The sequence below is a fragment of the Vreelandella olivaria genome, assembly GCF_023507745.1.
In the GTDB taxonomy this organism is placed as follows: domain Bacteria; phylum Pseudomonadota; class Gammaproteobacteria; order Pseudomonadales; family Halomonadaceae; genus Vreelandella; species Vreelandella olivaria_A.
On sequence record NZ_JALPZO010000114.1, the window covers coordinates 1 to 25,296 of the forward strand.

24 protein-coding genes and 1 pseudogene are annotated in these 25,296 nt (G+C 52.3%); 17 read left to right on the plus strand and 8 right to left on the minus strand.

Going from position 1 to position 25,296, the window contains the following annotated elements; translation table 11 throughout:
• Positions 1–667 precede the first annotated feature (667 nt).
• From gabT to HP566_RS10970, 3 genes are read right to left on the minus strand one after another with little or no spacing between them, the layout of a single operon-like run.
• A complete protein-coding gene (gabT, locus tag HP566_RS10960; RefSeq protein ID WP_249977302.1) occupies positions 668–1,939 on the minus strand; it encodes a 4-aminobutyrate--2-oxoglutarate transaminase in 1,272 nt (423 codons plus the stop codon).
• A gap of 12 nt (positions 1,940–1,951) precedes the next feature.
• The gene (locus HP566_RS10965) at positions 1,952–3,403 is read right to left on the minus strand and encodes an NAD-dependent succinate-semialdehyde dehydrogenase (RefSeq protein WP_249977303.1); all 1,452 of its coding nucleotides are present in this window, start codon (positions 3,401–3,403) and stop codon (positions 1,952–1,954) included.
• 29 nt (positions 3,404–3,432) lie between these two features.
• Complete coding sequence (locus HP566_RS10970; RefSeq protein ID WP_249977304.1) at positions 3,433–4,848, minus strand: APC family permease; 1,416 nt, start codon at positions 4,846–4,848, stop codon at positions 3,433–3,435.
• A 235-nt stretch (positions 4,849–5,083) separates the two neighbouring features.
• Here HP566_RS10970 and HP566_RS10975 point away from each other — a divergent pair, with 235 nt between their 5' ends.
• The 8 genes from HP566_RS10975 to HP566_RS11010 all read left to right on the plus strand — a co-directional run bounded on the left by HP566_RS10975 (position 5,084) and on the right by HP566_RS11010 (position 12,667).
• On the plus strand, positions 5,084–6,502 hold the full coding sequence (locus HP566_RS10975) for a PLP-dependent aminotransferase family protein (RefSeq protein ID WP_249977305.1): 1,419 nt from the start codon (positions 5,084–5,086) through the stop codon (positions 6,500–6,502).
• Positions 6,503–6,603: 101 nt separating this feature from the next.
• Positions 6,604–7,284 carry a lysozyme-like domain containing protein gene (locus HP566_RS10980; protein ID WP_249977306.1) on the plus strand — a complete coding sequence of 227 codons (681 nt, stop codon included), beginning with the start codon at positions 6,604–6,606 and terminating at the stop codon, positions 7,282–7,284.
• Positions 7,285–7,336: 52 nt separating this feature from the next.
• The gene (locus HP566_RS10985; RefSeq protein WP_249977307.1) at positions 7,337–8,185 is read left to right on the plus strand and encodes a MurR/RpiR family transcriptional regulator; all 849 of its coding nucleotides are present in this window, start codon (positions 7,337–7,339) and stop codon (positions 8,183–8,185) included.
• Positions 8,186–8,377: 192 nt separating this feature from the next.
• Positions 8,378–9,361, plus strand: coding sequence for a TRAP transporter substrate-binding protein (locus HP566_RS10990; protein ID WP_249977308.1), 984 nt, complete (start codon positions 8,378–8,380; stop codon positions 9,359–9,361).
• A 9-nt stretch (positions 9,362–9,370) separates the two neighbouring features.
• Positions 9,371–9,883 (plus strand): TRAP transporter small permease, encoded by a 513-nt coding sequence (locus tag HP566_RS10995; protein WP_249977309.1) that lies wholly within the window; start codon positions 9,371–9,373, stop codon positions 9,881–9,883.
• Positions 9,883–11,172, plus strand: a complete 1,290-nt coding sequence (locus HP566_RS11000) for a TRAP transporter large permease (RefSeq protein WP_249977310.1) — start codon at positions 9,883–9,885, stop codon at positions 11,170–11,172. The genes HP566_RS10995 and HP566_RS11000 overlap by 1 nt, the downstream gene beginning before the upstream one ends.
• Positions 11,173–11,190: 18 nt before the next feature.
• Positions 11,191–11,835: an aspartate/glutamate racemase family protein gene (locus tag HP566_RS11005; protein ID WP_249977311.1), complete on the plus strand. Its 645-nt coding sequence runs from the start codon at positions 11,191–11,193 to the stop codon at positions 11,833–11,835.
• A 91-nt stretch (positions 11,836–11,926) separates the two neighbouring features.
• Positions 11,927–12,667, plus strand: a complete 741-nt coding sequence (locus tag HP566_RS11010; protein ID WP_249977312.1) for a sulfite exporter TauE/SafE family protein — start codon at positions 11,927–11,929, stop codon at positions 12,665–12,667.
• A gap of 258 nt (positions 12,668–12,925) precedes the next feature.
• Here HP566_RS11010 and HP566_RS11015 read toward each other — a convergent pair.
• Together HP566_RS11015 and HP566_RS11020 are read right to left on the minus strand one after the other, a co-directional pair.
• Positions 12,926–13,218: pseudogene (locus tag HP566_RS11015) on the minus strand (type II toxin-antitoxin system RelE/ParE family toxin).
• Positions 13,211–13,432, minus strand: coding sequence for a ParD-like family protein (locus HP566_RS11020; protein ID WP_249977313.1), 222 nt, complete (start codon positions 13,430–13,432; stop codon positions 13,211–13,213). Before HP566_RS11020 ends, HP566_RS11015 begins: the two are co-directional and overlap by 8 nt.
• A gap of 198 nt (positions 13,433–13,630) precedes the next feature.
• Here HP566_RS11020 and HP566_RS11025 point away from each other — a divergent pair, with 198 nt between their 5' ends.
• The 5 genes from HP566_RS11025 (at position 13,631) to HP566_RS11045 (ending at position 18,922) form a co-directional block, all read left to right on the plus strand.
• Positions 13,631–14,830, plus strand: a complete 1,200-nt coding sequence (locus tag HP566_RS11025) for a M24 family metallopeptidase (protein ID WP_249977314.1) — start codon at positions 13,631–13,633, stop codon at positions 14,828–14,830.
• Between the two features lie 121 nt (positions 14,831–14,951).
• Positions 14,952–15,323: a hypothetical protein gene (locus HP566_RS11030; protein WP_249977315.1), complete on the plus strand. Its 372-nt coding sequence runs from the start codon at positions 14,952–14,954 to the stop codon at positions 15,321–15,323.
• A 174-nt stretch (positions 15,324–15,497) separates the two neighbouring features.
• Entirely contained in the window at positions 15,498–16,892 is a 1,395-nt protein-coding gene (locus HP566_RS11035) for a YfcC family protein (protein WP_249977316.1), read from the plus strand.
• 15 nt (positions 16,893–16,907) lie between these two features.
• Positions 16,908–17,609: a DUF1028 domain-containing protein gene (locus tag HP566_RS11040; protein WP_249977317.1), complete on the plus strand. Its 702-nt coding sequence runs from the start codon at positions 16,908–16,910 to the stop codon at positions 17,607–17,609.
• Between the two features lie 53 nt (positions 17,610–17,662).
• Complete coding sequence (locus tag HP566_RS11045) at positions 17,663–18,922, plus strand: allantoate amidohydrolase (RefSeq protein ID WP_249977318.1); 1,260 nt, start codon at positions 17,663–17,665, stop codon at positions 18,920–18,922.
• Positions 18,923–18,929: 7 nt separating this feature from the next.
• Here HP566_RS11045 and HP566_RS11050 read toward each other — a convergent pair whose 3' ends face one another.
• Positions 18,930–19,685, minus strand: a complete 756-nt coding sequence (locus HP566_RS11050) for a FadR/GntR family transcriptional regulator (protein WP_249977319.1) — start codon at positions 19,683–19,685, stop codon at positions 18,930–18,932.
• Positions 19,686–19,867: 182 nt separating this feature from the next.
• Here HP566_RS11050 and HP566_RS11055 point away from each other — a divergent pair, with 182 nt between their 5' ends.
• From HP566_RS11055 to HP566_RS11060, 3 genes are all read left to right on the plus strand, one after another.
• Positions 19,868–20,983, plus strand: coding sequence for an alkene reductase (locus HP566_RS11055; protein ID WP_249977320.1), 1,116 nt, complete (start codon positions 19,868–19,870; stop codon positions 20,981–20,983).
• 242 nt (positions 20,984–21,225) lie between these two features.
• Positions 21,226–21,342, plus strand: a complete 117-nt coding sequence (locus HP566_RS21860; RefSeq protein WP_425348185.1) for a hypothetical protein — start codon at positions 21,226–21,228, stop codon at positions 21,340–21,342.
• A gap of 57 nt (positions 21,343–21,399) precedes the next feature.
• Positions 21,400–21,981 carry a cell division protein ZipA C-terminal FtsZ-binding domain-containing protein gene (locus HP566_RS11060; RefSeq protein ID WP_249977321.1) on the plus strand — a complete coding sequence of 194 codons (582 nt, stop codon included), beginning with the start codon at positions 21,400–21,402 and terminating at the stop codon, positions 21,979–21,981.
• A 13-nt stretch (positions 21,982–21,994) separates the two neighbouring features.
• Here the strand turns inward: HP566_RS11060 and HP566_RS11065 are convergent, their stop codons facing one another.
• On the minus strand, positions 21,995–23,581 hold the full coding sequence (locus tag HP566_RS11065) for an ABC-F family ATPase (RefSeq protein WP_249977322.1): 1,587 nt from the start codon (positions 23,579–23,581) through the stop codon (positions 21,995–21,997).
• Between the two features lie 84 nt (positions 23,582–23,665).
• A complete protein-coding gene (locus tag HP566_RS11070; protein ID WP_249977323.1) occupies positions 23,666–24,580 on the minus strand; it encodes a sirohydrochlorin chelatase in 915 nt (304 codons plus the stop codon).
• A gap of 104 nt (positions 24,581–24,684) precedes the next feature.
• Here HP566_RS11070 and HP566_RS11075 point away from each other — a divergent pair, with 104 nt between their 5' ends.
• Positions 24,685–25,263 carry a gamma-glutamylcyclotransferase gene (locus HP566_RS11075; RefSeq protein WP_249977348.1) on the plus strand — a complete coding sequence of 193 codons (579 nt, stop codon included), beginning with the start codon at positions 24,685–24,687 and terminating at the stop codon, positions 25,261–25,263.
• Positions 25,264–25,296 lie beyond the last annotated feature (33 nt).

Here is a 25,296-nt window from a genome sequence, read left to right on the forward strand (position 1 = left end):
CCGACCAGGCGATGAACCATCTGTTTGGCGCGGTCGTTGCCGCCTTCCTGATCAAAGCCGGCGATGGCGTTTAGGAAGTCTTGAACGTCAGGCGTGTCGAAAATCTTCACGGTCATGGGGAAACCCTATCATCGTTGGTTTTAGCGTTGTCGTGCTGCCCGCCGATAGCGTCATTGCGTGTAGGGAAAGTTGGGGATACGGCTACTGAGGGCTTATAGACGACAGTTATTGTTGTGTTCGCCACTAATATCGACCAAGTCTCAACAACCCGACCAATATCGTTTGAGTTCCACTCCATACTTCATAGGTATCTCAAATGAAGCAGTATTTTTTCTTTCTATTTTTCAATAGCGACCATGAACAACCGGTTAATTATTTATTTTAAAAAGAAAAATTCTGAAGCAGGGTCAATCTACCTGGTAGTACTCTCTTATCAGGCCCGCCATTCACTTGTCCTTTAAACCGATATAATGGTTTTTGCGGAGCATAACGTTCACCTGTTCTGCTCCAAAGGAGTTTCCGTTGATATTAACTTGCGACAAAAGGATAAAGAGGATACGGCGTCGAGGCTGGACTAATTGCGTAGTCATTATTTTAACCGGACCCGCCGATCGTCAGCAGTTTCGCTGTTCGACGACAGGCGGGTTTGATGATGAGGGAGGGAGTATTAGCTAAGCGCTTCCAGCGACTGTTCGATAATGCTCAAGCCCTCTTCCAGTACCGCAGAGGAGACGGTTAGCGGCACCAGAATACGGATACTGTTGCCATAGAAACCACAGGAGAGCAGGATCAGGCCCTTCTCGCGTGCTTTGGCACACAACGCCTGGGTTAGCTCGGCATCAGGTTTTCCTTCGCTATTGAGCAGTTCAAACGCGGCCATGGCCCCCAGTTGGCGACCATGCGCCACAGCGGCAAAGCGCTCTTCCCATATCGCGAAGCGCTCGGCCAGCATGTTGCCCAACTGTTCACTACGCGCCAGGATATCCTCCTCTTCAATGGTTTCAATCACTGCCAGAGCAGCTGCACAAGAGAGCGGGTTACCACTGTAGGTGCCGCCCAGGGAGTTGGGGCCAGAGGCATCCATTACCCTGGCGGTCCCCACCACGGCTGAGAGCGGCATGCCGTTGGCCAGGCTCTTGGCAGTCGTAAGAATATCCGCCTCAATGCCGCTGTGCTCCAAGGCAAACAATTTGCCGGTACGGGCAAAGCCAGACTGTACTTCGTCGGCAATCAGCAGAATGCCGTGCTCATCACACAGCGCACGCAGCGCTTTCAGGTAATCCGGTGAGGCGATGTAAAAACCGCCTTCACCCTGGACCGGCTCAATCACAATAGCCGCAGTGCGATGTGGGGCAATATCGGTTTTAAACAGCGTGCGAATGGCGTTCAGCGACGCTTCTTCGCTAATGCCGTGCAGCGGGTTGGGGAACGGTGCGCGGAATACGTCACCGGGCATCGGGCCGAAGTCATTTTTATAGGGCAGTACCTTGCCAGTCATGGCCAGCGTCATCATGGTGCGCCCATGGAAAGCGCCGTCGAAGGTGATAATACCGGTGCGGCCCGTGGCGGCACGGGCAATCTTCACAGCATTTTCCAGCGCTTCAGCACCCGTATTCACCAGCATGGCCTTCCGCTCAGGGCCGCGCACCGGCGTGAGTTCACAGAGCTTCTGGCACAGCTGTACGTAGGGCGCGTAGGAGATCACCGCCGCGCTGGTATGCATCACTTTTTTCAGCTGTGCCTCTACCGCTGCAACAATTTTCGGGTGGCGATGACCAAGGTTGAGCACGCCAATACCGCCCGCGAAATCGATCCAGCGATTGCCGTCGGCGTCCCACAGCTCGGCATTTTCAGCACGCTCAGCAAACTGGGTGGTGGGCGTAGCGGCGCCGTTGGCCACGTAGCGGTTTTTCAGTTCGTTCAGTTCTTGGTTCGTCATCATTGCTCTCCTTTATAGACCGCCTACGCAAACATATTTAAGTTCAGTGAATTCATCGAGACCGTGATGGGAGCCTTCGCGCCCCAGCCCGGACTCTTTTACACCGCCAAACGGAGCCAACTCGGTTGAGATCAGCCCTTCATTTACGCCTACCATGCCGTACTCCAACTGCTCCATGGTGCGCCAGATGCGGCGATAATCCGTGGCATAGAAGTAGGCTGCTAATCCAAACGGCGTATTGTTGGCCATTTCAATGGCTTCTTCATCACGCTGGAAGCGGAATACGGGGGCCACGGGACCAAAGGTCTCTTCATCGGCAACCGCCATGCTGGTGGTGACCTCTGCCAGCACCGTAGGGGTAAAGAAGCGCTCGCCAGCAGCGTGAGGCTGGCCACCACACAGCAGTCGCGCCCCTTGATTAACCGCATCATCTACGTGGCGCTGCACTTTATCTACTGCGGCCTGGTTAATCAGTGGGCCGATGACGCTATCGTCCGCCAAGCCATCACCCACCTTGAGGGCGTTAACGCGCTCGGTCAGCTTGCTGACAAACGCATCGTAGATACCGTCCTGCACCAGGAAGCGATTGGTGCATACACAGGTTTGTCCGGCGTTACGGAACTTGGAGGCAATGGCACCATTGACAGCAGCACCCACATCAGCGTCGTCAAAGACGATAAACGGCGCGTTACCACCCAGCTCCATAGCGGTTTTCTTCACCGTGCTGGCACACTGGGCCAGCAGGTGTTTACCCACCGGGGTTGAGCCGGTAAACGATACTTTGCGCACACGGGGATCGGTAGTAAGCACTTCACCCACCGCCGCTGGAGCCGCTGCGGTAACAACGTTCATAGTGCCTGCGGGCAGGCCTGCTTCCAGCGCTAAATAAGCAGCGGCCAAAGCCGTCAGCGGCGTGGCTTCTGCCGGTTTGATCACCACCGTGCAGCCTGCGGCCAAAGCCGGGGCGCACTTGCGGGTAATCATTGCCAGCGGGAAGTTCCACGGAGTAATGGCGGCCACCACACCCACCGGTTCACGCAGTACCAACAGGCGTTTATCCGCTCCGTGGCTTGGCAACGTTTCCCCTGCCATGCGTTTGGCTTCTTCTGCAAAGAATTCAATAAACGATGCGCCATAGGTCACTTCGCCTTTGGCTTCTGCCAGCGGCTTGCCCTGCTCCAGGGTCATCAGGCGGGCCAGATCATCAGCGTGCTCGTTAATCAGCTCAAACCAACGACGCAGCAGGGCTGAGCGCTGTTTAACCGGCGTCGCCCGCCAGGCCGCAGCGGCCTGGTAAGCCGCAGCTACGGCATCGCGGGTGTCATCGGCCCCCATATCGGCCACGCGGGCAATCGTCTCGCCGGTAGCGGGGTTATCTACAGCAAAGGTTTGTTTACTGGTACGCCACTCGCCGCCCACCAGGGCGGGTACTGCTTCGTGTAACCACTGTTCGATAAAGCTCATGGTGTGCTCCTTGAAACGTGTTGAATGGTTTACAGTTCAGCCAGCATGTGTTGGTCGCTATAGGCACGACCATAGGTGCACAGTGCATGGATATAGAGCGCAAGACCCATGACCGTCCATCCTGCAAAAATCGCCCACTCCGCCGCGCTGAGCGCTGCGGGACTACCCGGCAGATACAGGCACGCCATGCCGAATGAGAGAACAATAGCCAGCGTGCCGCATAGTTTGCCGTGGCGAATTCGGAACGGGCGCGGCATATCCGGCTCGCGAACCCGCAGTACGACGAAGGAGATCGCCACAAACAGGTAGGCAATTACAATTCCCAGGCCACCCGCGTTGACGATCCACACGAGCGCAGGGCGGCCAAAGAAAGGAGCGATGCAAGAGAGAAAGCCCATCAGGAAAATAGCGTTGGTGGGAGTTTTATAACGCGGGTGCAGCCTGGCAAACGGCGCTGGCAACATACCGGCCTTGGCCAGGGCGTAGATAGCGCGGGAACCGCCAATGTAGAACGCATTCCAACTGGTGATAATACCCGCAATACCCGCCAGTACCATTAAGTTGCTGGCCCAGGGTGCGTTGAACAGGCTGCCCATGGCATCAGGTACGCTAAGGGAACTCGCTGCAAGCTCGCTGCTGTTGAGTACAAGGCTGGTAGCCAGGATAATCAGCGCATACCACACCACTGCCAGAATAACCGACATCATCAGTACTTTGCCGATGGCTTTGTAGGGCAGGTTAATCTCTTCAGCAGCCTGTGGAATGACATCAAACCCCACGAACAAAAAAGGCACCATTACCAGCACCGCCACAATGCCTGCCACCACGCCAGTATCAGCTTGAGTGAACAGTGGCATCATATTGATGGCTTCGCCTTCAAACAGCGCCCCGGTGACAAACAGCACGCCAACCAGCAAAATCATGCCCGTCACAACTTTTTGTATTAGCGCAGCGGTGGTCACACCAAAGTAGTTGATAATCATCATGGCGAGTGAGCCACCCACGCCTACGGCGACCCAGGTAGCCTTGACCTCCCATCCGGCGATGGTCCACAGATGGCCAACAGCGTAATTGGGCGCTAAGTGCTCGATCACGGTGGGGAGCGCAACGGCTTCAAATGCCACCACACTCAAATAGCCTAAAATAATCGCCCAGGTACATAAGAAGGAAGGCAGGTGACCCAGAGCACGATAGCTATAAACGTGTTCGCCACCTACTTTAGGCATGGCGGAAGCCAGTTCCGCGTAGGTAAGTCCTACCAGCACAATCGCTAATCCGCCAATGATAAAGGCTAAAATAGCACCAAGGCTGCCAGCGGACTGAATCGCCGTGCCGGTGAGTACAATCCAGCCCCAGCCAATCATCGCGCCGAAGGCAAGGGCTAATACGTCGCCCCGGGCCAGTACCCGGACCAGTTTGTCCTGTTCTGAAGAGGGTGTGGTCATCGTACAGTGTCCTGCTAGTTAATTGGATGTTGTCGTCGGCGCTCTGAGGCGCGGTATCCTGATCCCGGTCAAGGAATATTGACACGCTAACAGGCGTTGCCGGGAACACGAATGCACCACTTTGGCGTTCGACTAGACCACTTTTGAAGAGCACCAAAACAGTGCACCATTTATGCAATGTTTTTGTCTGTACGCGCTGTAGTGGCTGGCTTAATGGGATAAATGAGGCGTTTATATGGATCGCAAGCAGGTCTTGCACCAATTTGTACAACTTTATGCACTCCAACCGGAGCGGTTAAGTAAGCAGGTCCGAATTGAGCAGGCGCTGCGCCAAGCCATTACCCAGCAGTGGCCTACCGGGCTGCGCTTGCCTTCCCACCGGGCACTGTCTGAAGCGATCAGCGTGGCGCGGCAAACCCTGGCACTGGCGGTGGGAACACTACTTAAAGAGCAACTGCTGAAAACCGCTCATGGACAGGGCACCTGGACCTGTAAACCAGTGGCTCCGCCCCCCCTGCCTCACGCCAACACTCCGCTTTCCGAGCGCGCCCAGCAGGTACTGCAGGGACCAGGGGCCAGCGTGGTCCAGAGCGGGGCCTTCGTGCCCGGCATCCCTGATATTGCGCAATTTCCGATGCGCAAGTGGCGGCAGCTCTACTCCAGTGTCACGGTGCCCCAAAATGCTCTACTCCTCTCCTACTCCACCGGTGGCTATGGCCCATTAAAAAGGGCGATTCGTGATTTTCTCGAACGCTGGCGCAATATCCGTTGTGATACCGAACAAATTATTATCACCGACGGTACTCACAACGGTATTCAGTTGTGCGCTATGGCTCTGGCTGATGTAGGCGATACAGTGGCAATGGAGTCGCCCTGCTACTGGGGGGCACGTAACATCTTCACGGCAGCAGGTCTCAATATTGAGATGCTGCCATGGCTGCCGGGCCAGGGCCACGTACTGCCAGACACTCCCGGTTCTGTCACCCTTGCGTATTTAACGGGTTCTCACCACTACCCGCTCAGCGTGCCCACCAGCGCCACCCATAAACAGCGACTCTGTGATGCCTTATCCCCCACCTATGTAGTGGAGGATGATTACGAATTTAACCGCGATGACCATACCAACCTGTTATTCGATGCAACCTCTGCGCGCCATTTGCTGGTAGGCTCGTTTTCAAAGATGATGTTTCCCGGCTTGCGACTGGGCTACCTGGTGGTACCGCGTCATTTGGCAGGGCCAATGAACCGACTGCGGAGTGAGCTGTTTCGGGAAGGGCGAATGCTTGACCAGGCGGTACTGGCGCAGTTTATTTTCGATGGGGATTTGGACACCTGGTGTCGCCGTATTCAGCGTGATTATTTAGGCCGCCAACAGGTGCTACACGATCAATTACGCTCTCTGCCTCACGTGCGTGGCGTTTCGCCACCAAGCGGCGCTATCAGCTTATGCGTTGAGTTTGAGCCAAAGATCAATGACGTACAGCTTGCTCAGGCATTATTAAAAGAGCATTTAATCGTACGTCCATTAAGCCCGGTCTGCATTAAAGGCGACACCAGAACAGGTCTGGTGATGGGTGTTGGCATGCTTTCGGGGGAAACGCTGGTACGTGAGGCCCAGCGGCTTCGCCGTTGTCTGGAAGCGCTTTTAGGCTAGCGACTGGCAACGAGTCTGAACAATAATGATTTCACTCAGCAACATTGATAAGAACGTACCCATAGAACTTATCCATAAGAACTTATCCACAAGGACTTTTCATGCATCGCCCTGTTGATGGTTTTACCGCTCACCATTTGTCGGCTTTCTGTACCCTGCGTCTGTGGGCAGCACTGGGAGCCATACTGTTACTCGCGGGTTGCGCCACTTTTGCCCCCAACCCTCCCCAGGACCAGAGCAATATCTGCGAGATATTCCGCGAACAACCTAGCTGGTACGATTATGCGAGAGACTCACAAGAGAAATGGGGCACCCCCATCGCCACACAGATGGCATTTATTCAGCAGGAGTCTTCATTTCGCAGCCATATTCGCCCTGAGCGCAGGCGTTACTTAGGCTTTATCCCTGGTCCTCGCCCCTCCTCCGCCAAGGGCTATGCCCAGGCACAAGACCCGGTATGGGGAGAATACCAAGACCAAGCAGGCAGCCTGTTTGCGCGGCGCACACATATGAAACATGCCACTGATTTTATTGGCTGGTACAACCGCCGTTCACAACAGCAGGCAGGCATCTCGCTAAATAACCCTGAACATCTCTATTACGCCTATCACGAAGGGGCTGGCGGCTATCAACGGGGCACTTATCGTAACAAGCCCCAGGTATTACAGGCAGGGAGCCAAGTGGCCGCCCGTGCCCATCGTTATCAGGCTCAGCTCAATAGCTGTGAAGCAGAATTCCAGTGTCGGCGCTTTTATCAAATTTGGCCATTCTGCTCTTCATAAATGTCAAATGACCTTGTAGCGACATTAATCGGTTTGAGTGAGGCCCTATAAAATGAGTAAGAGAAAGCCTTCTTTCGTGACCTTGGTGAAAGCGGCCTTGCCTGATCTTCACCCTACTGAACGACGTCTTGCTGAGTTTATTCTGAATTTTCCAGGGGAGCTTGCCAGTTACACCGCAACAGAACTAGCGGGCTTAGCCCATGTTTCCAACTCAACGGTCACTCGCTTCATTAAGAAACTAGGCTACCGGTCTTTTGAGGAAGCCCGCCAGCATGTACGCGATAATAGAGAAGATGGAGCGGCACTTTTACGCGTTGAAGGCCAAGAGCCAACGTACCCAGACAATGCATTGCAACGTCACCTCAACCAGGCCGTTAAAAACATTGAATACGCAAGTCAGCACCTCTCGATTGAAGAGCTTGATCAAGTCGCTCAAACGATGCTGTCAGCCCGCAAGGTATGGATTATCGGCTTTCGTAGTAGCCACGCGTTTGCGTCTTACCTTAACTGGCAAATCCTACAAGCTGTTGAAAATACAACGCTGCTACCAAGGGCAGGAGAAACACTTGCCGAAAGCATCGCCAGTATCTCACCAGAGGATTGCGTCATTTTTTTTGGTCTGAAGCGGCGTACATCAGATTTGGATAATCTACTTTCCCAAGTCATTAGCCGTGGCGCAAAAAATCTCTACATTACTGATGAAAGCGCTGCCACCAACAACAACGTGACGTGGCATATGGTGTGCCGTACTGCTGCTCCTGGACCTCTCTTCAACCATGTCACTGTCCTTTCTCTTTGCCACTTTTTAGCCACCCGTGTTATTGAGCTTTCCGGTCCAGCGGGACGCAGTCGTTTGACTAGCATTGAAACACTTCACGAACTTTTGGATGAGCTGCAATAAATAAGTGCAAAATGTGCTCGGCTCGTACGAAGAAGGTGCATATTTCAGCGAAAATAATATTTGAGTATGAAACTGACTCTTCGGCTGAAAACGGTAAATAGCTGTACCATATGGTGAAAATTATTTTTCTTAAAACAAAGGCATGAAAAATGTATTTCTTTTGATGTCAACGCACATCAGGAGAATGACACCATGAAGCTTCATCTTTCTTCGGCCACCGCCATACTGGCTTGCTGGGTGTTACCGCTCTCAGCTCACGCCAACCCAATAGAAATTCAAATAAATAACACCCTACCCACGGGATCTTTCGCACATACATTTCTTGAAGAGTTTAGCGAGCGTCTTGAAACTGAAGCGCCGGGACGTTTTAACGTTCGGTTGTTTATGGGAGGAACGCTCGGAACCGAAGAAGATGTTTTACAGGGTCTTGGCATGGGCACACACCATGCCTCGTTAGCCGCATCTGCAGTGACACAGTTCAATCAGCGCACCTCTATTTTTGACTTACCCTATTTGTTCGAAAATCGTGACGATGTGCAGCACTTCATTGATAGTCCTGCCGGAACGATGCTTCAAGAGGGGTTTGAGGGTACCGGCATGCGTCTAATGGCCATGTGGGATAACGGCTTTAGAGTCATCACAAATAATCAACGGCCAATTGTTACTCCAGAGGACATGGATGGCCTGAGGATCCGGACTCCAAACAGCCGACAGCGTGTCACCATGTTTAACCAATTAGGTGCCAATGCCACTCCGCTTGCCTTTAGTGAAGTGTATTCAGCTCTTGATCAAGGCGTCATTGATGGTCAAGAGAACCCCGCCCATGTGGCACAGACCTCTCGCTTGTATGAAGTACAGAATTACCTTTCTGTTTCTAACCATGTTTATTTGCCCACTTTCCTCGTCTTTGGTGAACCTTTCTTGAACCGGCTCTCCTCTGAGGATATCGAGACACTCGAAAAAGTAGCGCAGGATATGACGACCTGGACATTCGCCTGGGGAGATGAAGCGGATTCATCTATCTTGGCGGAACTAGCACCTCATCTTGAAATTAATGAAATTGATTTTGAGGCGTTTCAAGAAGCCGCCCTACCGCTCTATACGGATTCCGTTTTTGTAGATGTGATTGGCCAAGACATGATTGATGCCACGCTTGATGCCCTGCAGAGAGACTGAGGTACTAACATGTCACTGACCTGGTTTAAACGTTTCGATCAGTGGATTTTCCGGCTACTGGATATCACTGTCATATTGCTTTCAGGACTACTACTGCTCCTGCTCAATTACGCAGTATTTTCACGGTTCGTTCTAAACTCATCAGTGTCTTGGAGTGAGGAGTTGCCAGCTCATTTGCTGGCAGTCCTCACCTTCATTGGCGCTGCTTACCTGACAAAAATCAACGAGCATTTGGGTTTCGACAGCGTGCTTAGATTGATGCCTATAGCATGGCAACGCCTGGTGCTATGTATCAACTACCTTTTTATGCTCCTCTTCGCTGTTGCCGTTTGCTATTTTGGCGCTATCGCCAGCTTAGGTTTTCATGGGCGTTCATTGATTTCTATCGACTTGCCCTTAGCCCTCTTTCGATGGGCTATGCCCATAGGCTTTGCGCTCATCGCAGTAATCTCTACATATCGCATAGTGGGACTAATCAGCGGTCGCACTCATCCTAGTGACCTCTACCCGGAGACTGACTGATGATGTCAATCAATCCCGCCTATCTGATATTAACGTGTTTAGTGATTTTCTTATTGAGCGGTATGCCCATTGCGTTTGTACTGGGCGTAACAGCGATGATCATGATTTTCCTTGATCCTAATGTTATGCCCATGATTATGGGTATGGTGCCGTTTGGGGGAGCCAATAACTATCTACTAGTTGCAGCACTACTGTTTATGATTGCTGGAGAGGTCATGAACCAAGGCCGCATAGCAGAACGGCTTATTGCTTTTGCCAGCTCGCTGGTGGGGCACATCCGGGGTGGGCTGGCCCATGTTAATATACTGACTTCTTTATTCTTTTCTGAAATATCAGGCACCGCTACATCTGATGCAGCCGCGATCGGCTCCGTCATGATTCCCCAAATGAAAAAGCGTGGCTATTCCGTAGCCTTTGCAGCAGCGGTCACAGCTACATCGGCGACTATGGCCATTATCGTGCCGCCGAGCCTCAATCTGATTCTTTATGCTTATGTCTCAGATACATCCATTGCACAGCTGTTTGCCGCCGGGATAGTCCCAGGTTTTATCGTCTGCTTTGCCCTGATGCTGACGGCCTACATTATCTCCATACGTGAAGGGTATCCGATTGAAGGAAAATTTGATTTCAGCAAAGTCATTAGCAGTGGTCGTGAAGCCATCATTCCTATCACTTTACCGATCTTAATTCTGGGAGGGATTTTAGGTGGGGTATTTACTCCTACTGAAGCAGGTGCTGTCGCAGCATTGTGGGCTATCGTATTGGCAACGCTTTACTACCGCTCTCTATCATTCCGCTCTCTGATGGATACGATGCGTATTGCAGGTAAACGCAGTGCCATGCTGATGTTTATCGTCGCTACTTCAACGTTACTCGGCTGGTACCTGACAAATCAAGGTATTCCCCAGGAAATAGCGGAAAGCATTTTAGGTATTTCTGATAACTATTGGGTCGTACTGCTGGCTATTAACGTCTTTTTCCTGTTAGCAGGAACAATTGTACATGGCACGCCTGCCATTCTCATGCTGGTCCCCATCTTTCTGCCTCTCGCAGACCAGCTTGGTATTGACCGCGTTCACTTTGGGTTGATATTGACGATCAATCTAGGTATTGGGCAGCAAACACCACCGGTGGCATCTGTCGTGCTGGTTACCTGCTCCATAGCAAAAATTAGTATTGGTACTATTATCCCCGCTTTAATGTGGTTTCTTGGCGCAATGCTAGTTGTACTTCTGTTTATCAATCTCTTCCCAGCCCTTTCTCTTTGGCTTCCTTCCATTATTCTTTAATAAGGCATATCAACTTTTATGCGCCTCTTAGTCATTAATCCTAATTCTTCCGCCAGCGTCACACGACGCATTGAGATGGCCATCCGTTCTGTTATTACATCACGGTATGACGTTCTGGCTATCGAAGCCACAAGTGCCCCAGCACTCATCATTAATGAAAACGATAACAGTCAGGCTGAGCAAGCCGTTGTCGACACCGTAAAACATTTGGGAAATAAATTTGATGGCATCATCGTAGCCTCCTTTGGAGACACGGGCGTATACGCCCTACGCCAATGGGTTACGTGCCCCGTGATAGGTATTGGGCATTCAGCCCTGTTAACTGCATGCGCCATAGGAGGGCCATTTGCCATTGTCTCTTTTTCCCCTGCCGTCATTCCTTCCATGCAACAGGTTGTTGAGCGTTATGGCATGCAGCACTTGCTAAACGGCATTCATGTCGTTGAAACGCCATTGCCTGAAGACCCAGGTGCCATTCAGGTCGCCGTCAGGGGCCCTTTATTGGAACTCTGTAAGCATATTGCCGAACAAGGTGAATGTCGCAGCATCATCCTAGGAGGAGGGCCATTGGCCGGTTTAGCGCACCAGTTCGCTCCAGAAATCAATATTCCTATTATTGATGCTCCCATAGCGGCTGTAAATCTACTGCGCACGCTACATTAAGCGCTAACGGTTAGACACCACAGCGGCGAGAAAATTAACGCGCTAATGTATATACTCTGGTCTCTCCAATACTTCGCATCAAGGTAGTTCATTGCCTTTACTAATTGGTTTGGCTTTTATTGCAGTCGTATTCAGCACCTCACTGCTGTCTGGCATATTTGGTATGGCGGGCGGCTTGGTACTGTTATGGTTTCTGCTATTAATCTTTCCAGCAGGTACCGCTATGGCGGTACATGGGGTTATTCAACTTACCGCCAATGCTTCACGAGCGTGGATTTCACGGCGCTATATAGTCTGGCGCATTGTCGCTTGCATGACACTGGGCGTGTTAAGTGCCGCTGGCTTACTACTGCTGTTCAATTACAGCCCTAATGCCGCCACTGTTTCACTCTTGATTGGATGCATGCCGATACTGGTGTGGATGCCCAAACACTGGTTCCACTTTGATGCCAACCGCGCCAGCCACGCACTGGGTTGTGGGGTCGCCTCTGGAGGACTCACAATTGCCGCCGGCGTTTCCGGCCCGCTAATTGATATCTTCTTTGTGCGCTCCCACATGGACCGCCGCCAGGTAGTCGCCACCAAGGCAATGATTCAGGTGGTTGCCCATAGCATCAAAATTATCTTCTACCTGGGCGCGGCCATGGCGCTGAGCGCAGGCGAGTGGGCCATTGTGCTGCTGGCAGCCCCCTTTGCGATGCTCGGCACCCATACGGGGAACCGTATTTTGCAGCGCCTCACCGACGCTAACTTTCGCACCTGGACGCGCTGGATCGTCACCGGCATTGGAGTTTTCTACCTCCTTCAAGGGATCTTCCTGCTTACCCGCTAGCGTTGCCGCAATGGTAACCAAACTCACGATGTTAGAGCCACATCACAACCACGTCAGGAATGCGGCGTCTCCTCCTGATTGAGTAGCGCTACATTTTGTAGTCCGGCCCTGCCAGCAATGATAGCGTACACACGCATACTTACCGCAGGAAGTACCATATAAAGATATTTTATTTCCTTTACTATCAATGCAATGCTGTTAATTTTTTTCGTTTATAGTCCCCAAACGCATGCGCATTAATAATTAACGGTTACTGCATCACTTTGTCCGCTTGATATCGCGATAGAGGTTTTCGTGCGAGCCCAGAGAGCCATCAGTTCAAGGACAAGGGCGCCATCATCAACACTGTAAGCCAGCAGAGTCAGTTGCTTGTTCATTTTGAACTTATGGACTCTCAGAAAGACCAGATCTCCCTTCTTCTGCTCACCAAGGTTGGGGTTGAGCATTAGCTCCTTAACAGCCACATCAAGGTCTTTCTTCTGGTTGGGCTTGAGCTTCTTCACCGCTTTTTTAAATGTAGGAGTTTGTAATACAAGCGTGGTTTTAACCAAAATCGTAGTCCTCCAGCTTTCCGGCGTCCCGCTCTGCCTGCGCGATAATGGCTTGCCTTACAAACTCGTAGGGTAAATCGGGATTATCCTCCATCATTTTGCCGATTTTTGCCCAATGTTCTATTTGCTTAGGCGGGGTTCGGTTAAGCGCCTTGGCTATAATAGTAGCTTTTTCAATTAAGTTTTGATCTAAGCGAATGCTGTTCGTAGCCATTTTTACCTCCGACGTTGAGCTTTCTCAAATGTAGCAATATGCGACATTTGAGGTAAGTCGCAACAGGCGCTGTTATCGGACGGCTCACTCGCTAGCGTTGAGAAGTTTAAAAGCACGCCTTTAAGAGAAGCCTATACTCCCCATAGGCTTGTTACGAAAAGTCGACGAGCGCAGACAATTTCGTCCCTAGAGGTCACTATGGACTACCACCACTACCGCACAGCCCTTGCCGAAACGCTCTCCCAGAGTGAGTTGCCTTTTCCCTCATCTGAATACCAAACACGCCTGGATAACGTACGCGTCGCCATGATGCAGCGCGGCCTCGATGCACTGCTGCTCACCGACCCCGCCGATATTAATTATCTAACCGGTTATCACACCTTTGAAGTCTCGGTGCATGCGTGTTTAGTCTGCACCCCAAAACGTTCAGTGTTACAAGTGGCCTCCATTGAAACGGGTGCCGCAGTCGTGACGGCGCGAGTAGATGAAATCATCGGCTACCGTTGGGAAAACCTGGATGAAATCATCACCCCCTTAGCCGATCTGCTTCACCCCTGCCAGCAGATTGGTATTGATGGTTGGAGCAGCGGGCTGCGAGTGGGTGTAATGGACGCGCTGGCTAGCACCGTCGGCAAAAAGCGTTTTTGCGAGGCGGGCGACCTACTGGATGCGATTCGAATAATCAAAAGCAACGCCGAGCTTGAGATGCTGCAAGAGAGCGCCCGCATCACTGCCACCGGACTAGACGCTGCGATAGCGGCCATTCAGCCAGGAATGACGGATAACGATATTGCTGCCATAGGGGCCAAGGCGCTGCTGGAAAACGGCAGTGAATTTATGAGCCTGCAACCCATCGTCACTAGTGGGCATCGCATCGGAGTGATTCACGTCAACCATAAGCGCCGCGTTATTCAGCCTCATGAACCGGTGTTTTTAGAGTTCGGCGCCGCTTATCAGCGCTATACCGCACCCATGATGCGCACCGCGGTGACAGGAGAGCCGAATGCCGAATTATCGGCGACCCAGGACGTGTGTCGAGCACTGTTTGAGTCTCTGTGCAACAACATGAAGCCAGGTAACACCTTTGAAGAGGCAGCCCTGACAGCCGATACACTGCTTGCCCCTCAGCGAGACAAACTGTTTTTTTCAGGTGTGTTCGGCTACGCCGTGGGTGCGCAGTTCCCGCCAAGCTGGGTGGAAGGTACCGGCTATATTGCCAAAGGGCAGCATCGTCTGTTTGAAACCAACATGGTATTTCATTTACCGCTCTGCCTGCGGATGCCCGGCCAGTGGGGCGTTGGGCTAAGCGACACCGTGGTGGTAACCGAGCAGGGAGCGAAGCCGCTAACGAATAACGACTGGCAGCTGTATCAGGCAAGCGATACGCCTGCCGGCTAATAGCCTACGATTGACAGTACGATTGAGTGACGCTATCTTCAACAAAGATGCAAATGAGAAACACTATCTTTTTGGCCAGTATGATGGCGATTGAAGAGTCGTTTAAGTAAAGGGAAGTAACATGACCAGTGAACAGCGTCAGCTTCGCCAAACTCTGCTGTTTTTGCGCACATCCTTCGAAGCCGTGCAGCACTCTATTGCCGGGCGCCTGAATGACCCGCTGCCCTGTTGGCTGGATACCAGCATGCTCTCATTGCTATCCCGGGAGCTAACCCGGTGCTGCCAGCAGGCCAAGCCGCTCTTTTCCCCGCCAGTGGTGGAACAACTATATATTGCTTCCCAGCAGTGCGATCTACTGCTTAAACAGTGCCCTGGTGTGCTGAGCAGCGCCCTCTGTTACCGCCAGTTGGCCGCTATTATGCTGCCGCTCTCCAGCGCGCTACAGCAAATTGACACACCAGCCAAACGCCGCTGGCCTTGGCAACGGGGTTAACTCTCCCTTCAACTAAACGTCAAGATTGATTGAGGCTACAAGGAAGGCTGAGCTGACAAATTCTCCCTCCGAAGAGCAAAGCTTGCTTGACCCTGCTATTTATCATGATAAATTTAAAGTGAGACGTCACAACGAACGTTTACGCTGAGACACATCACAAGCAAGGGTATCCTCATGGCTGAACAAAATATCGCGGCAGCCTCCGGCCCGCGTAAAAAGTGGTATCAGACGGTCCCTGACCCCATGGTGCTCATATTTATTATTCTCATCGCTACTTATGTACTGACATTTATTATCCCCGCAGGTGAATTTGAGCGTGCTACTCAAGATGGACGTACGGTGGTCGTGCCAGGTTCTTTTGCCTATCTGGAAGACGTCGCCAATATCCCTCTTTTCAATATCTTTGTGGCCATTCCTGAAGGGCTAATCGTTGCTTCCCAATACTTATTTATCGTTTTTATAGCTGGGGGACTTTTTCATATTCTGCAAAAAACGGGAGCACTAGAAAATGCCATTGGCGTAGCGGTTAACCGGGTAGGTGTCGAACGCCGCAACATGATTATCGTTATAGGTACCTTTATTTATGGCTTTTTTGGTGTCGCGGTGGGGTTTGAAAATAACATTGCATTAGTGCCAATTGCGGTACTGATCGCCAGTGCCATTGGCTGTTCAAGTTTAGTGGGCACCGCAATGGCCGTTGGCGGTATTGGTGTCGGGTTTGCCCTCTCGCCTATCAACCCTTACACCGTAGGGGTTGCTCAAGGCATAGCCGAGCTACCTACCTTCTCTGGCGCTTGGTTGCGCATATTACTGGTACTGACATCACTAGGCCTTCTATCGCTATATATCTGCAAGCGAGTGGTAACCTTGTCATTTGAAGAACCCGACAATGCCGAGTCATTGAGCAAACCACTTAGTGAATACCACCTGACTAGGCGCAATATTCTTACCATGGTGGTGTTTGTCGGTGGCTTGATTGCCATGCTTATCGGTGTTTTCACTCGTGGCTGGTATATCAATGAAATTGCAGGGATTTTCTTGCTGCTTGCAATCATCATTGGTGTTTTAAATGGTCTATCGGCTAACGGTATAGTCAAACAAATGATGGAAGGTGCCTCCAGTGTTACCGCTGGTGCGTTAGTGATCGGTGTGGCTGCCTCCATCCAGGTCATTCTCGAGCAAGCGATGATTATCGATACCATCGTTAACTCTCTGAGCTCTCTAATTGACGGTATTCCGTCGATATTTTCCGCGATAATGGCTAGTGTTGTGCAGGGTGTTATTAACCTCTTTATTCCCTCTGGTTCTGGCCAAGCGCTAGTCACAATGCCGATTCTTATTCCAGTAGCGGATCTGGTTGGCATGAGCCGACAACTGATGATTACCGCTTTTCAAGTGGGCGATGGTTTAACCAATTTGATTGTGCCTACTTCAGGCGGCACTCTGGCCATGCTGGCGCTCGGTCGTGTCTCTTACGCCCAGTGGTTGAAGGCAATTCTGCCCTTTATGGTGCTGGTATATATCTTGGCTTGGGCAGGGCTGGTGCTTGGCCACTTAGTGGGTTATTAACCACAGGTAACGGTAATGACACTTTCACTGGTTCACTGCCATCCCACCACAGGCACCGTCGCCACTATCACTGCCACAGGTGGAGTGGCAGTGGGTGGCTATGTTCACCATTGCTGGCGCGGCATAGGAGCGTGCGTTACCCAGGGACGCTTTACCAATCCGTGGTATCCAATTCGGGTATACGATGCACTAAGCGCTAACGGAAGTGCCAAGCTCGCGCTTAGTGCTGCGGTTAGTGAAGATCACGAAGCTGCGTTTCGCCAGTGCTTGGTGATGGATAGTTATGGTCGTTCATCAGTGCACTCAGGTGTCGAGAATGTGGAGGCGGTAGGGGAAGCCCATTATCCAAGCGTCGCAACAGCTGGCAACATGCTGCATAGCAGAGAGGTCATACAAGTCTTTGCAGAACACTTTTTGGCCCTCACTGCTGTTAATAGTAGCGCAGTGATTAAACATAGCGAAGCGCCCTGTTACCTCCACCATCACGACCACCACCTACTTGAACACCTTATTAGCGCTCTGGATGCCGCGCTAAAAGCGGGTGGTGATATACGTGGTGCACGCTCAGCAGCGCTGCGTATTGAATCATTTCATCAAGCACCTATTGACTTGCGTGTCGACTGGTCGGAGAACGTCGTAGGAGAGTTATGGGCATTAGCCGACCGCTTTATGGCCAACGATTTTCAGGACTTTTGGCGCCAACTGCCGCTACGTTAATCGAGTTCCCACGCTTTTGCTGACACCTCATGCCAGCGCCTACCGGAGATTGCATGACCAACAACGCTGATCACACTGGGTTTTCCAAGGGTAAGTTGGGGCAGATATTAATTAAACGCCTTGATGAAGCAGCCCTATTCTCGGAACCAGGCCCAGGCGTTACACGTCTGTTTTGCTCTCCAGAGCACCGCAATATACTTCCACTGATCAGCCATTGGATGGAGCAGGCAGGGCTTACTCCAGAGCTTGATGCAGCAGGCAACCTCGTTGGCCGCTGCCCAAAAGCCCAAGCTGGTGGGAAAACATTTATTATGGGGTCTCACCAAGACTCAGTGATTGAGGGCGGCAAGTATGACGGCATGCTGGGCGTTGCCCTACCACTGTTAGCACTAGAAGCACTCAGGCACGAAGGAATTACACTACCCTACGGAGTTGAAGTGGTCGCTTTCGGCGATGAAGAAGGTGTGCGTTTTCCCACCACTCTGGTGGGGAGCAAAGCACTGGCGGGAAGCATAACGCCCAATCAGCTTGAAGCCAGGGATACACAAGGGATATCGCTTAAAGAGGCATTGATAACCTTTGGCTGCTCTCCTGAGAATATCCCTGCTATCGCTCGCGATCCTGTCAACACGCTGGGTTTTTTAGAAGTGCATATCGAACAGGGGCCGATCCTTGAGCAGAGTGACCATGCGGTGGGTATCGTCACAGCATTAACGGGTATTGAACGCCATCAGGTTACGCTTATTGGCAAAGCTGGCCACGCGGGAACTACTCCCATGTCCATGCGTCACGATGCTTTAGTCGGCGCAGCGGAAATGGTCCTTGCCATCGATAGCGTGTTGCAAGGCACTGATGACTTGGTCGGAGTAGTCGGTAAGCTCGACATTCATCCTAATGCCGTCAACGTAATTCCCGCTCTGGTCACCTTCACAGTAGAACTACGCTCACCAGAAGCCGCCATTCGACATCAGGGGCGAGATGCCGTCGAAGCCATAGTGAAGGAAGTGGCTACCCGCCGAGAATTAGCGTTTGATATGGAAAACACGTATAGCGCCGATGCCGTTGCCTGCGCTGACTGGATAATGCAATCTCTCGAAGAGGCTTGCACCCAGGTTGACCAACCGGTAGAGCGGTTGTTTAGCGGCGCAGGACACGATGGTTTAGCAATGCAGGCATTAACGGATATTGGTATGCTATTTGTACGCTGCAAAGCGGGGCTTAGTCATCACCCAGACGAAACCATTACAGCGAATGATGGCGAAACGGCAACGCGGGTTTTGATGGCATTTTTAAAGCAGTTAACGCCTCCATAGTGCTGCTTTATGTCTTTAGCTCAGGTAAAAAGCCTCGGCGCACTTGCGCCTCCTGATGATTCATCACCCGTTGGGCATCCAACATATGCTCACGCATAATGTTATAAGCGCTTTCGGCATCGCCGAGTTCAATAGCGTCCAAGATTTTGGCATGATAACGGCAACCTACTTGCCCAAAATCATAGGTGACTGGCTCATACAGGCGGTTGTAAATCGTCAGATCCGTGAGCACTTGAATAGTAAAGCGAATAATAAACGTTAGTAATTGATTGCCGCCCGCTAACTCGGCAAGCATCAAGTGAAAATGTAAGGCATCTAGGTGTTGCTGACGCTCAGTCTCGCTATCTTCAGCGGGATTTGTATAGCTATGCAGGCTTTCACGTAAGCGTATCATATCATCGGCGACCACATTACCCGCCAACGAGGCGACCAACTCAGGCTCTAGCGCCAAACGTATCTGATAAATATCTTTGATTGATATATCTTTAAAAAACAAATAATTACTTAGCAGAGATACTGCTTTAGCATCGCTCATTTCACGCACAAAGGCACCGCCACCAGGGCCTGTGCGTGTTTCAACCAACCCCTGCGCTTCCAACACCCGTGTGCTCTCACGTACCGTGCCTTTTGACACCTGCAACGTGTCCATTAGCTCAGCTTCGCTGGGCAGCCTGTCCCCTGGCTTCAACTGCCTATCCACAATCCAGCACTTAATGGTTTCCGCCACCTGATAAGGACGGCGTTGAGGTGTATTTTTTGACATGATATTAAATACTTCCTAACCAATAAGCCTCAAGCGTACCAAAAAAGCATATGCAATTGGTTGCTCTAAGGGTAATTATCTAACATCTAAATACGGCTTAAATCCCTGGCTAGCAAACACTAGTAAACTGGTCTATTCTAATCGCCACTGTGATACTAACCGCTTCAAAAGGAGTTTGCTTAATGGCGTACGAAACACTTTTTACCCCGACCCGGCTTGGTAGTTTGTCGATCCCCAACCGGGTCATCATGGCTCCATTAACGCGCTCCCGCACACCCGACAGCGTACCTGGAAAAATACAGGAAGCCTATTATGGCCAGCGCGCCAGTGCGGGACTGATTATCAGTGAAGCCACCAATATCTCACCCACTGCCCGTGGCTATGTGTATACCCCCGGCATTTGGACTGACGAACAGGAAGCGGGTTGGCAAGGGGTAGTGAACGCGGTACACGCCAAAGGTGGCCGCATTGCCCTGCAGCTCTGGCACGTAGGCCGTGTTTCCCATGAGATGGTACAGCCGAATGGCCAGCAACCGGTTGCCCCCAGCGCATTGAAAGGTGAAGGGGCTCAGTGTTTCGTTGAGTTTGAAGATGGCACCGCAGGGCAGCATCCCACCAGCACACCCCGTGCCCTGGAGACCGATGAGATACCCGGTATTGTTGATGACTACCGTCAAGCAGCTATTCGCGCCAAGCGTGCCGGCTTCGACATGGTGGAAGTACACGCGGCCAACGCCTACCTGCTTAACCAATTCCTGGCAACCGGCACCAATAAGCGCACCGACCAGTATGGCGGGTCTCTGGAAAACCGCGCCCGTTTCCCGTTGGAAGTGGTCGATGCCGTAGTTGACGCCTTTGGCGCTGACCGGGTTGGCATCCGCATGACGCCGTTTATCGAGTTGTTCGGTTTAACTGACGATGAGCCGAAAGCCATGGCGTTCTACATGGCAGAGCAGCTCTCCAAGCGCGGTCTGGCATACCTGCATTTGAACGAGCCAAACTGGGCAGGCGGTGATATCACCTTCCCTGACGGTTTCCGTGAGCAGATGCGCGAGCGCTTTAGTGGGCGTCTGATTTACTGCGGCAACTATGATGCCGAGCGCGCAGAAACCCGTATTAAAGAAAACACCACGGATGCTGTCGCCTTTGGCCGCCCCTTTATCGCCAATCCTGATCTGCCTGAGCGCTTCCGGGTCAATGCTCCGCTCACCAAACCGAACCCAGAGACCTTCTACGGCGGTGATGCGAAAGGCTATACCGATTACCCGTTTATGGATAATGGCTACGACCACCACTGAGCTAAATTCCAAGAATTTCGTTCTTAACAGAGAAAAGCATCACTTAGGTGGTGCTTTTTTTATCCCTAGCGATACGAAAACGCTGCTAGGCTGTTGATTCTTATGTTTTGAAATAGCAGGTGAGAAATACCTGGTCCACTATGGGTGCTATTGGTGTCTATCCTGCTCGCTGGCCTTCAACTGCTGGCTAATACGGCCTGGAGTGGTTATTCGCTGGGGGCCAGCAGGGCACAGCCACACCAGTGGACATCGTTATACTGTTAGGATTAACTACCTTAGCCGCTGGCATATTTGCTAACGTGAACATGCTTGGCTACCTGGCTATGGTGCCTTATTGGCTGTGGGTGGCACTGACCTGAATGTGTCCATTCTGCGTTTACATCGGGCCAAAGCGCCAATACATCGGGGTCAACACTATGGATTCTCACTCCCTTTCTGTTTTACTAGCGTTTGCATCACTGGTATTAGGCATACTGGCGGCGGCGATATTCGTCTATATCGTGGTGCCAAGAAGAAGACGGGCAAAGGCAAAGGCCGCTACACCACCGCCAGTGAACAAAGCACCACCACCAGAGCCAGAAACCCCACCAGCTCCCAAGCAAACAGTGAAGGTGAAACAGCATTCACTTTTCGTCATTTTTTCCCACCCGGATACCACGACGGATGAACGCCTGACCGAGTGGCTGCGCAACAAAGGCGCAAGTTATGATGCCGTTAAAAAGGTGTTTTTAATAGACGGTCAACAGCCTTCAAACCCGATCACCGTGGCCAACGCCTTCCTGCCTGGAGAGATACCTGACCTTCTGCGCGGAGAATCGCACGAGCCTATCCGCGGGGTCAGCCTGCTGGTGAAGCCACCGCTGCACAAACGCCGTAACCAGCAGATGCACGTCTACGTGGCGCTTGCCAAAGAACTGCACGAGATCTTCAACGGCGACATGCTCAATGCCGACAGAGAGCCCGCCACCGAATCGACCTACACACAGATAATTGGCTAACCTGGCGCGTCAATCAAGCAACCCCCTGGCTGCGCAGGTACTCATCGTAGCTACCACTGAAATCAACAATGCCATCGGGCTGCATATCGATAATACGGGTGGCAAGGGAGGAGACAAACTCCCTGTCGTGACTGACAAACAGCAGCGTACCGGGATAGTTTTCCAGTGCAAGGTTAAGCGCTTCGATAGACTCCATATCCAGGTGGTTAGTGGGTTCATCCATTAACAGCACATTTGGATTGGTAAGCGTTAACTTGCCAAACAGCATCCGCCCCTGCTCCCCACCGGAAATCACTTTGACCGACTTGGTAATGTCATCACTGGAAAACAACATCCGTCCCAAAGCGCCACGTACTACCTGCTCGCCGCCTTTGGTCCACTGCCCCATCCACTCAAACAGCGTGGCATCCACGGCAAAATCGTCGGCATGATCCTGGGCGAAAATGCCAAGCTCAGCAGCATCGGTCCACTTCACTTCACCGGCATCGGGGCGTAAATCACCCGCCAGGGTTTTCAGCAGCGTGGTTTTACCAATCCCGTTCGGGCCGATAATCGCGATGCGCTCCCCCGCTTCCACCGTCATTGAGAAACGCTTGAACAGCGGCTCGCCGTCGTAGCCTTTGGTAATCGCATCCACATTTACCGCGTTGCGGTGGATCTTTTTATTCTGCTCAAAACGAATAAACGGGCTGACCCGGCTGGAGGGCTTGATATCTTCCAGCTTGATTTTATCGATCTGACGCGCCCGTGAGGTAGCCTGCTTGGCTTTGGAGGCGTTGGCCGAGAAGCGACTGACAAACTGCTGCAATTCGGCAATTTGCGCCTTTTTCTTGGCATTATCAGAGTGCTGACGCTCCCGTGCGGCGGTTGCGGCGGTCATATAGTCATCGTAGTTGCCGGGAAACAGGGTGATCTCGCCGTAATCCAGATCCGCCATATGCGTGCACACACTGTTGAGGAAGTGGCGGTCGTGGGAAATAATCACCATGGTGCTGCTGCGCGCTTTTAGAATCTCTTCCAGCCAGCGGATGGTGTTGATATCCAGGTGGTTGGTGGGCTCATCGAGCAGCAGCACATCAGGGTCGGAAAATAGCGCCTGGGCCAGCAGCACGCGCAGCTTCCAGCCAGGGGCGACTTCACTCATCGGGCCAGTATGCTGCTCAATGGGAATACCCAAGCCAAGCAGCAACTCTCCCGCCCGAGACTCTGCGGTGTAGCCGTCAAGCTCTGCAAAACGCACTTCCAGGTCCGCCACTGCCATACCATCGGCTTCGCTCATTTCTGGCAAGGAGTAGATCCGCTCACGCTCGGCGGCCACTTTCCACAGTTCGGCGTTACCCATGATAACGGTGTCGATCACCCGCTCGTGCTCATAAGCGAACTGATCCTGACGCAACTTACCCAACCGCGTGCTGCTATCGAGCATCACCTGCCCGGATGAGGGCTCAAGCTCACCACCTAAAATTTTCATAAAGGTCGACTTGCCACAACCATTGGCGCCAATCAGGCCGTAGCGGTTGCCGTTATTAAACTTAACGGAAACGTTTTCAAACAGGGGCTTGGCCCCAAACTGCATGGTGATATTGGCGGTTGCGATCAAGATATGAGCCCTGGTTAGCGTGGAGATTGCACATGCAAAGGCCCGCGATTCTACGCGCTCTTGAGCATCGTTACACCTTTTCGCCTAATATGTACCGCGTTGCATAGCAGGCAGTTCCAACAGAAAGCGTTCTTCACCAAGTGCTTGGCGCAAGCGCGAGTGTAAAATATCGATGATGCCAGGATGTTCACCCACCAGCGCGGTGGTGGCTACGCTGAGGGTTGGGTGTCGCTGTTGAGCCTGTTCACAGATAACAGCAATATCACCGCCCTCTCCCGCGTGACGGCCAGGCGAAAGAAACAGCATGGCTACAATAACCGATCCTGAGGAGAATTCCGGCGTATCCAACAAGTGCTCTAGCAGCGGTTCATTAAAGCGATACGCATCGCCCTCCCGGCGCTCCATCGACGCTGCCGCCACACAGCCCACCTCATCCGCCAGCACGACGCTTAGCTGCCCCGCCAGCCGGTTACGCACAGCGGTTATCTCGGGAATCGGGCTGCCGTGGTCAACCAGCGCGACTTTGGGAAGCACATTTTGCTGCCCCTGTTTCAAGTGCTTTTTCGGGTGCTGTTCCACGTACTGTTCCAAGTACTGAGCACGCACGTTGTCGGCCAACAGATGGGCTAACCGCAAGTCGTTATTACCCAGCTCATCCACCAGGGGTTGAGCCACGCGTACACGTACGTGGGGGAAGCGGGATTGCAGGGCGGCCATCCGCTCTGGCAAGTAGCTTGTTAGCGCTTTGCTTGGCCCGAAGAAAAAGGGCAGTACAATAATGTCTGTCGCGCCTTGCTCGGCACTGCGTTCTGCCGCAGGCCCCAGCGTCGTAGCGGGAATGCCGTCAACCGCTTCAGGGGGGAGTTTATTGGAGTGCAACAACGATGTCGCCTGCACGGACTCACCCAGTTGACGGCTAAGTGCCGCTGCCACCCGGCGCAGATTAAGGGTAGCCTGGGGTCGCAATGAGCCATTATCCACCAGAAAAATTGCGCGCACAGCCTGCTCCTTTGACAGCAATATTGTTGACTCAAGTTCCTAACACAAGACTCTCCACTAAAAGTGTCGTACGTTAAGATAGTCGTTTTACCCATTCGTTGATGATGATGCTTGATACCACCACCCTGAACCAACAAAGAAACTTCTTCGATGGCCATAAGGATATTTGGCTGTTTGGCTATGGCTCGCTGATTTGGAAAGCTGACTTTGCCTACCTTGAGCGCCGCCCAGCCTACATTACCGGCTGGGCACGCCGCTTTTGGCAAGGCTCCCACGACCATCGCGGTACGCCTGAAGCACCGGGCCGCGTGGCAACCCTGATTCGTGCTCCTGGAACGGTCTGCCACGGTATGGCGTACCGCATTACACCGGATGTGCTGGCACCGCTGGATGTGCGGGAGAAAAACGGCTATTTGCGGGAAAAGGTGCCGCTGACATTTCTGAGTGATAGCGGCAGGGTGGCCAGCGAAGCTGAGGGACTTATTTATTTAGCCACCGAAGACAACCCCGCCTTCCTGGGCGATGCACCGCTCGCCGATATTGCTTACCAGATCGCCAATGCCCATGGGCCAAGCGGGCCCAACAGAGACTATTTGCTAAATCTGGCCCAGGCACTGCGCGAGTTGGGCACCGAGGATGCACATGTATTTGCCCTTGCCGAGCAGTTACACTCACCCTCCTGACTCAGACGCTCCCCCCCGTGTTCGCCAGCAGGG

Coding starts and splice junctions, on each gene's coding strand:
- gabT (WP_249977302.1), bottom strand. CDS start 1,939: ATGACGAACCAAGAACTGAACGAACTGAAAAACCGCTACGTGGCCAAC.
- HP566_RS10965 (WP_249977303.1), bottom strand. CDS start 3,403: ATGAGCTTTATCGAACAGTGGTTACACGAAGCAGTACCCGCCCTGGTG.
- HP566_RS10970 (WP_249977304.1), bottom strand. CDS start 4,848: ATGACCACACCCTCTTCAGAACAGGACAAACTGGTCCGGGTACTGGCC.
- HP566_RS10975 (WP_249977305.1), top strand. CDS start 5,084: ATGGATCGCAAGCAGGTCTTGCACCAATTTGTACAACTTTATGCACTC.
- HP566_RS10980 (WP_249977306.1), top strand. CDS start 6,604: ATGCATCGCCCTGTTGATGGTTTTACCGCTCACCATTTGTCGGCTTTC.
- HP566_RS10985 (WP_249977307.1), top strand. CDS start 7,337: ATGAGTAAGAGAAAGCCTTCTTTCGTGACCTTGGTGAAAGCGGCCTTG.
- HP566_RS10990 (WP_249977308.1), top strand. CDS start 8,378: ATGAAGCTTCATCTTTCTTCGGCCACCGCCATACTGGCTTGCTGGGTG.
- HP566_RS10995 (WP_249977309.1), top strand. CDS start 9,371: ATGTCACTGACCTGGTTTAAACGTTTCGATCAGTGGATTTTCCGGCTA.
- HP566_RS11000 (WP_249977310.1), top strand. CDS start 9,883: ATGATGTCAATCAATCCCGCCTATCTGATATTAACGTGTTTAGTGATT.
- HP566_RS11005 (WP_249977311.1), top strand. CDS start 11,191: ATGCGCCTCTTAGTCATTAATCCTAATTCTTCCGCCAGCGTCACACGA.
- HP566_RS11020 (WP_249977313.1), bottom strand. CDS start 13,432: ATGGCTACGAACAGCATTCGCTTAGATCAAAACTTAATTGAAAAAGCT.
- HP566_RS11025 (WP_249977314.1), top strand. CDS start 13,631: ATGGACTACCACCACTACCGCACAGCCCTTGCCGAAACGCTCTCCCAG.
- HP566_RS11030 (WP_249977315.1), top strand. CDS start 14,952: ATGACCAGTGAACAGCGTCAGCTTCGCCAAACTCTGCTGTTTTTGCGC.
- HP566_RS11035 (WP_249977316.1), top strand. CDS start 15,498: ATGGCTGAACAAAATATCGCGGCAGCCTCCGGCCCGCGTAAAAAGTGG.
- HP566_RS11040 (WP_249977317.1), top strand. CDS start 16,908: ATGACACTTTCACTGGTTCACTGCCATCCCACCACAGGCACCGTCGCC.
- HP566_RS11045 (WP_249977318.1), top strand. CDS start 17,663: ATGACCAACAACGCTGATCACACTGGGTTTTCCAAGGGTAAGTTGGGG.
- HP566_RS11050 (WP_249977319.1), bottom strand. CDS start 19,685: ATGTCAAAAAATACACCTCAACGCCGTCCTTATCAGGTGGCGGAAACC.
- HP566_RS11055 (WP_249977320.1), top strand. CDS start 19,868: ATGGCGTACGAAACACTTTTTACCCCGACCCGGCTTGGTAGTTTGTCG.
- HP566_RS11060 (WP_249977321.1), top strand. CDS start 21,400: ATGGATTCTCACTCCCTTTCTGTTTTACTAGCGTTTGCATCACTGGTA.
- HP566_RS11075 (WP_249977348.1), top strand. CDS start 24,685: ATGATGCTTGATACCACCACCCTGAACCAACAAAGAAACTTCTTCGAT.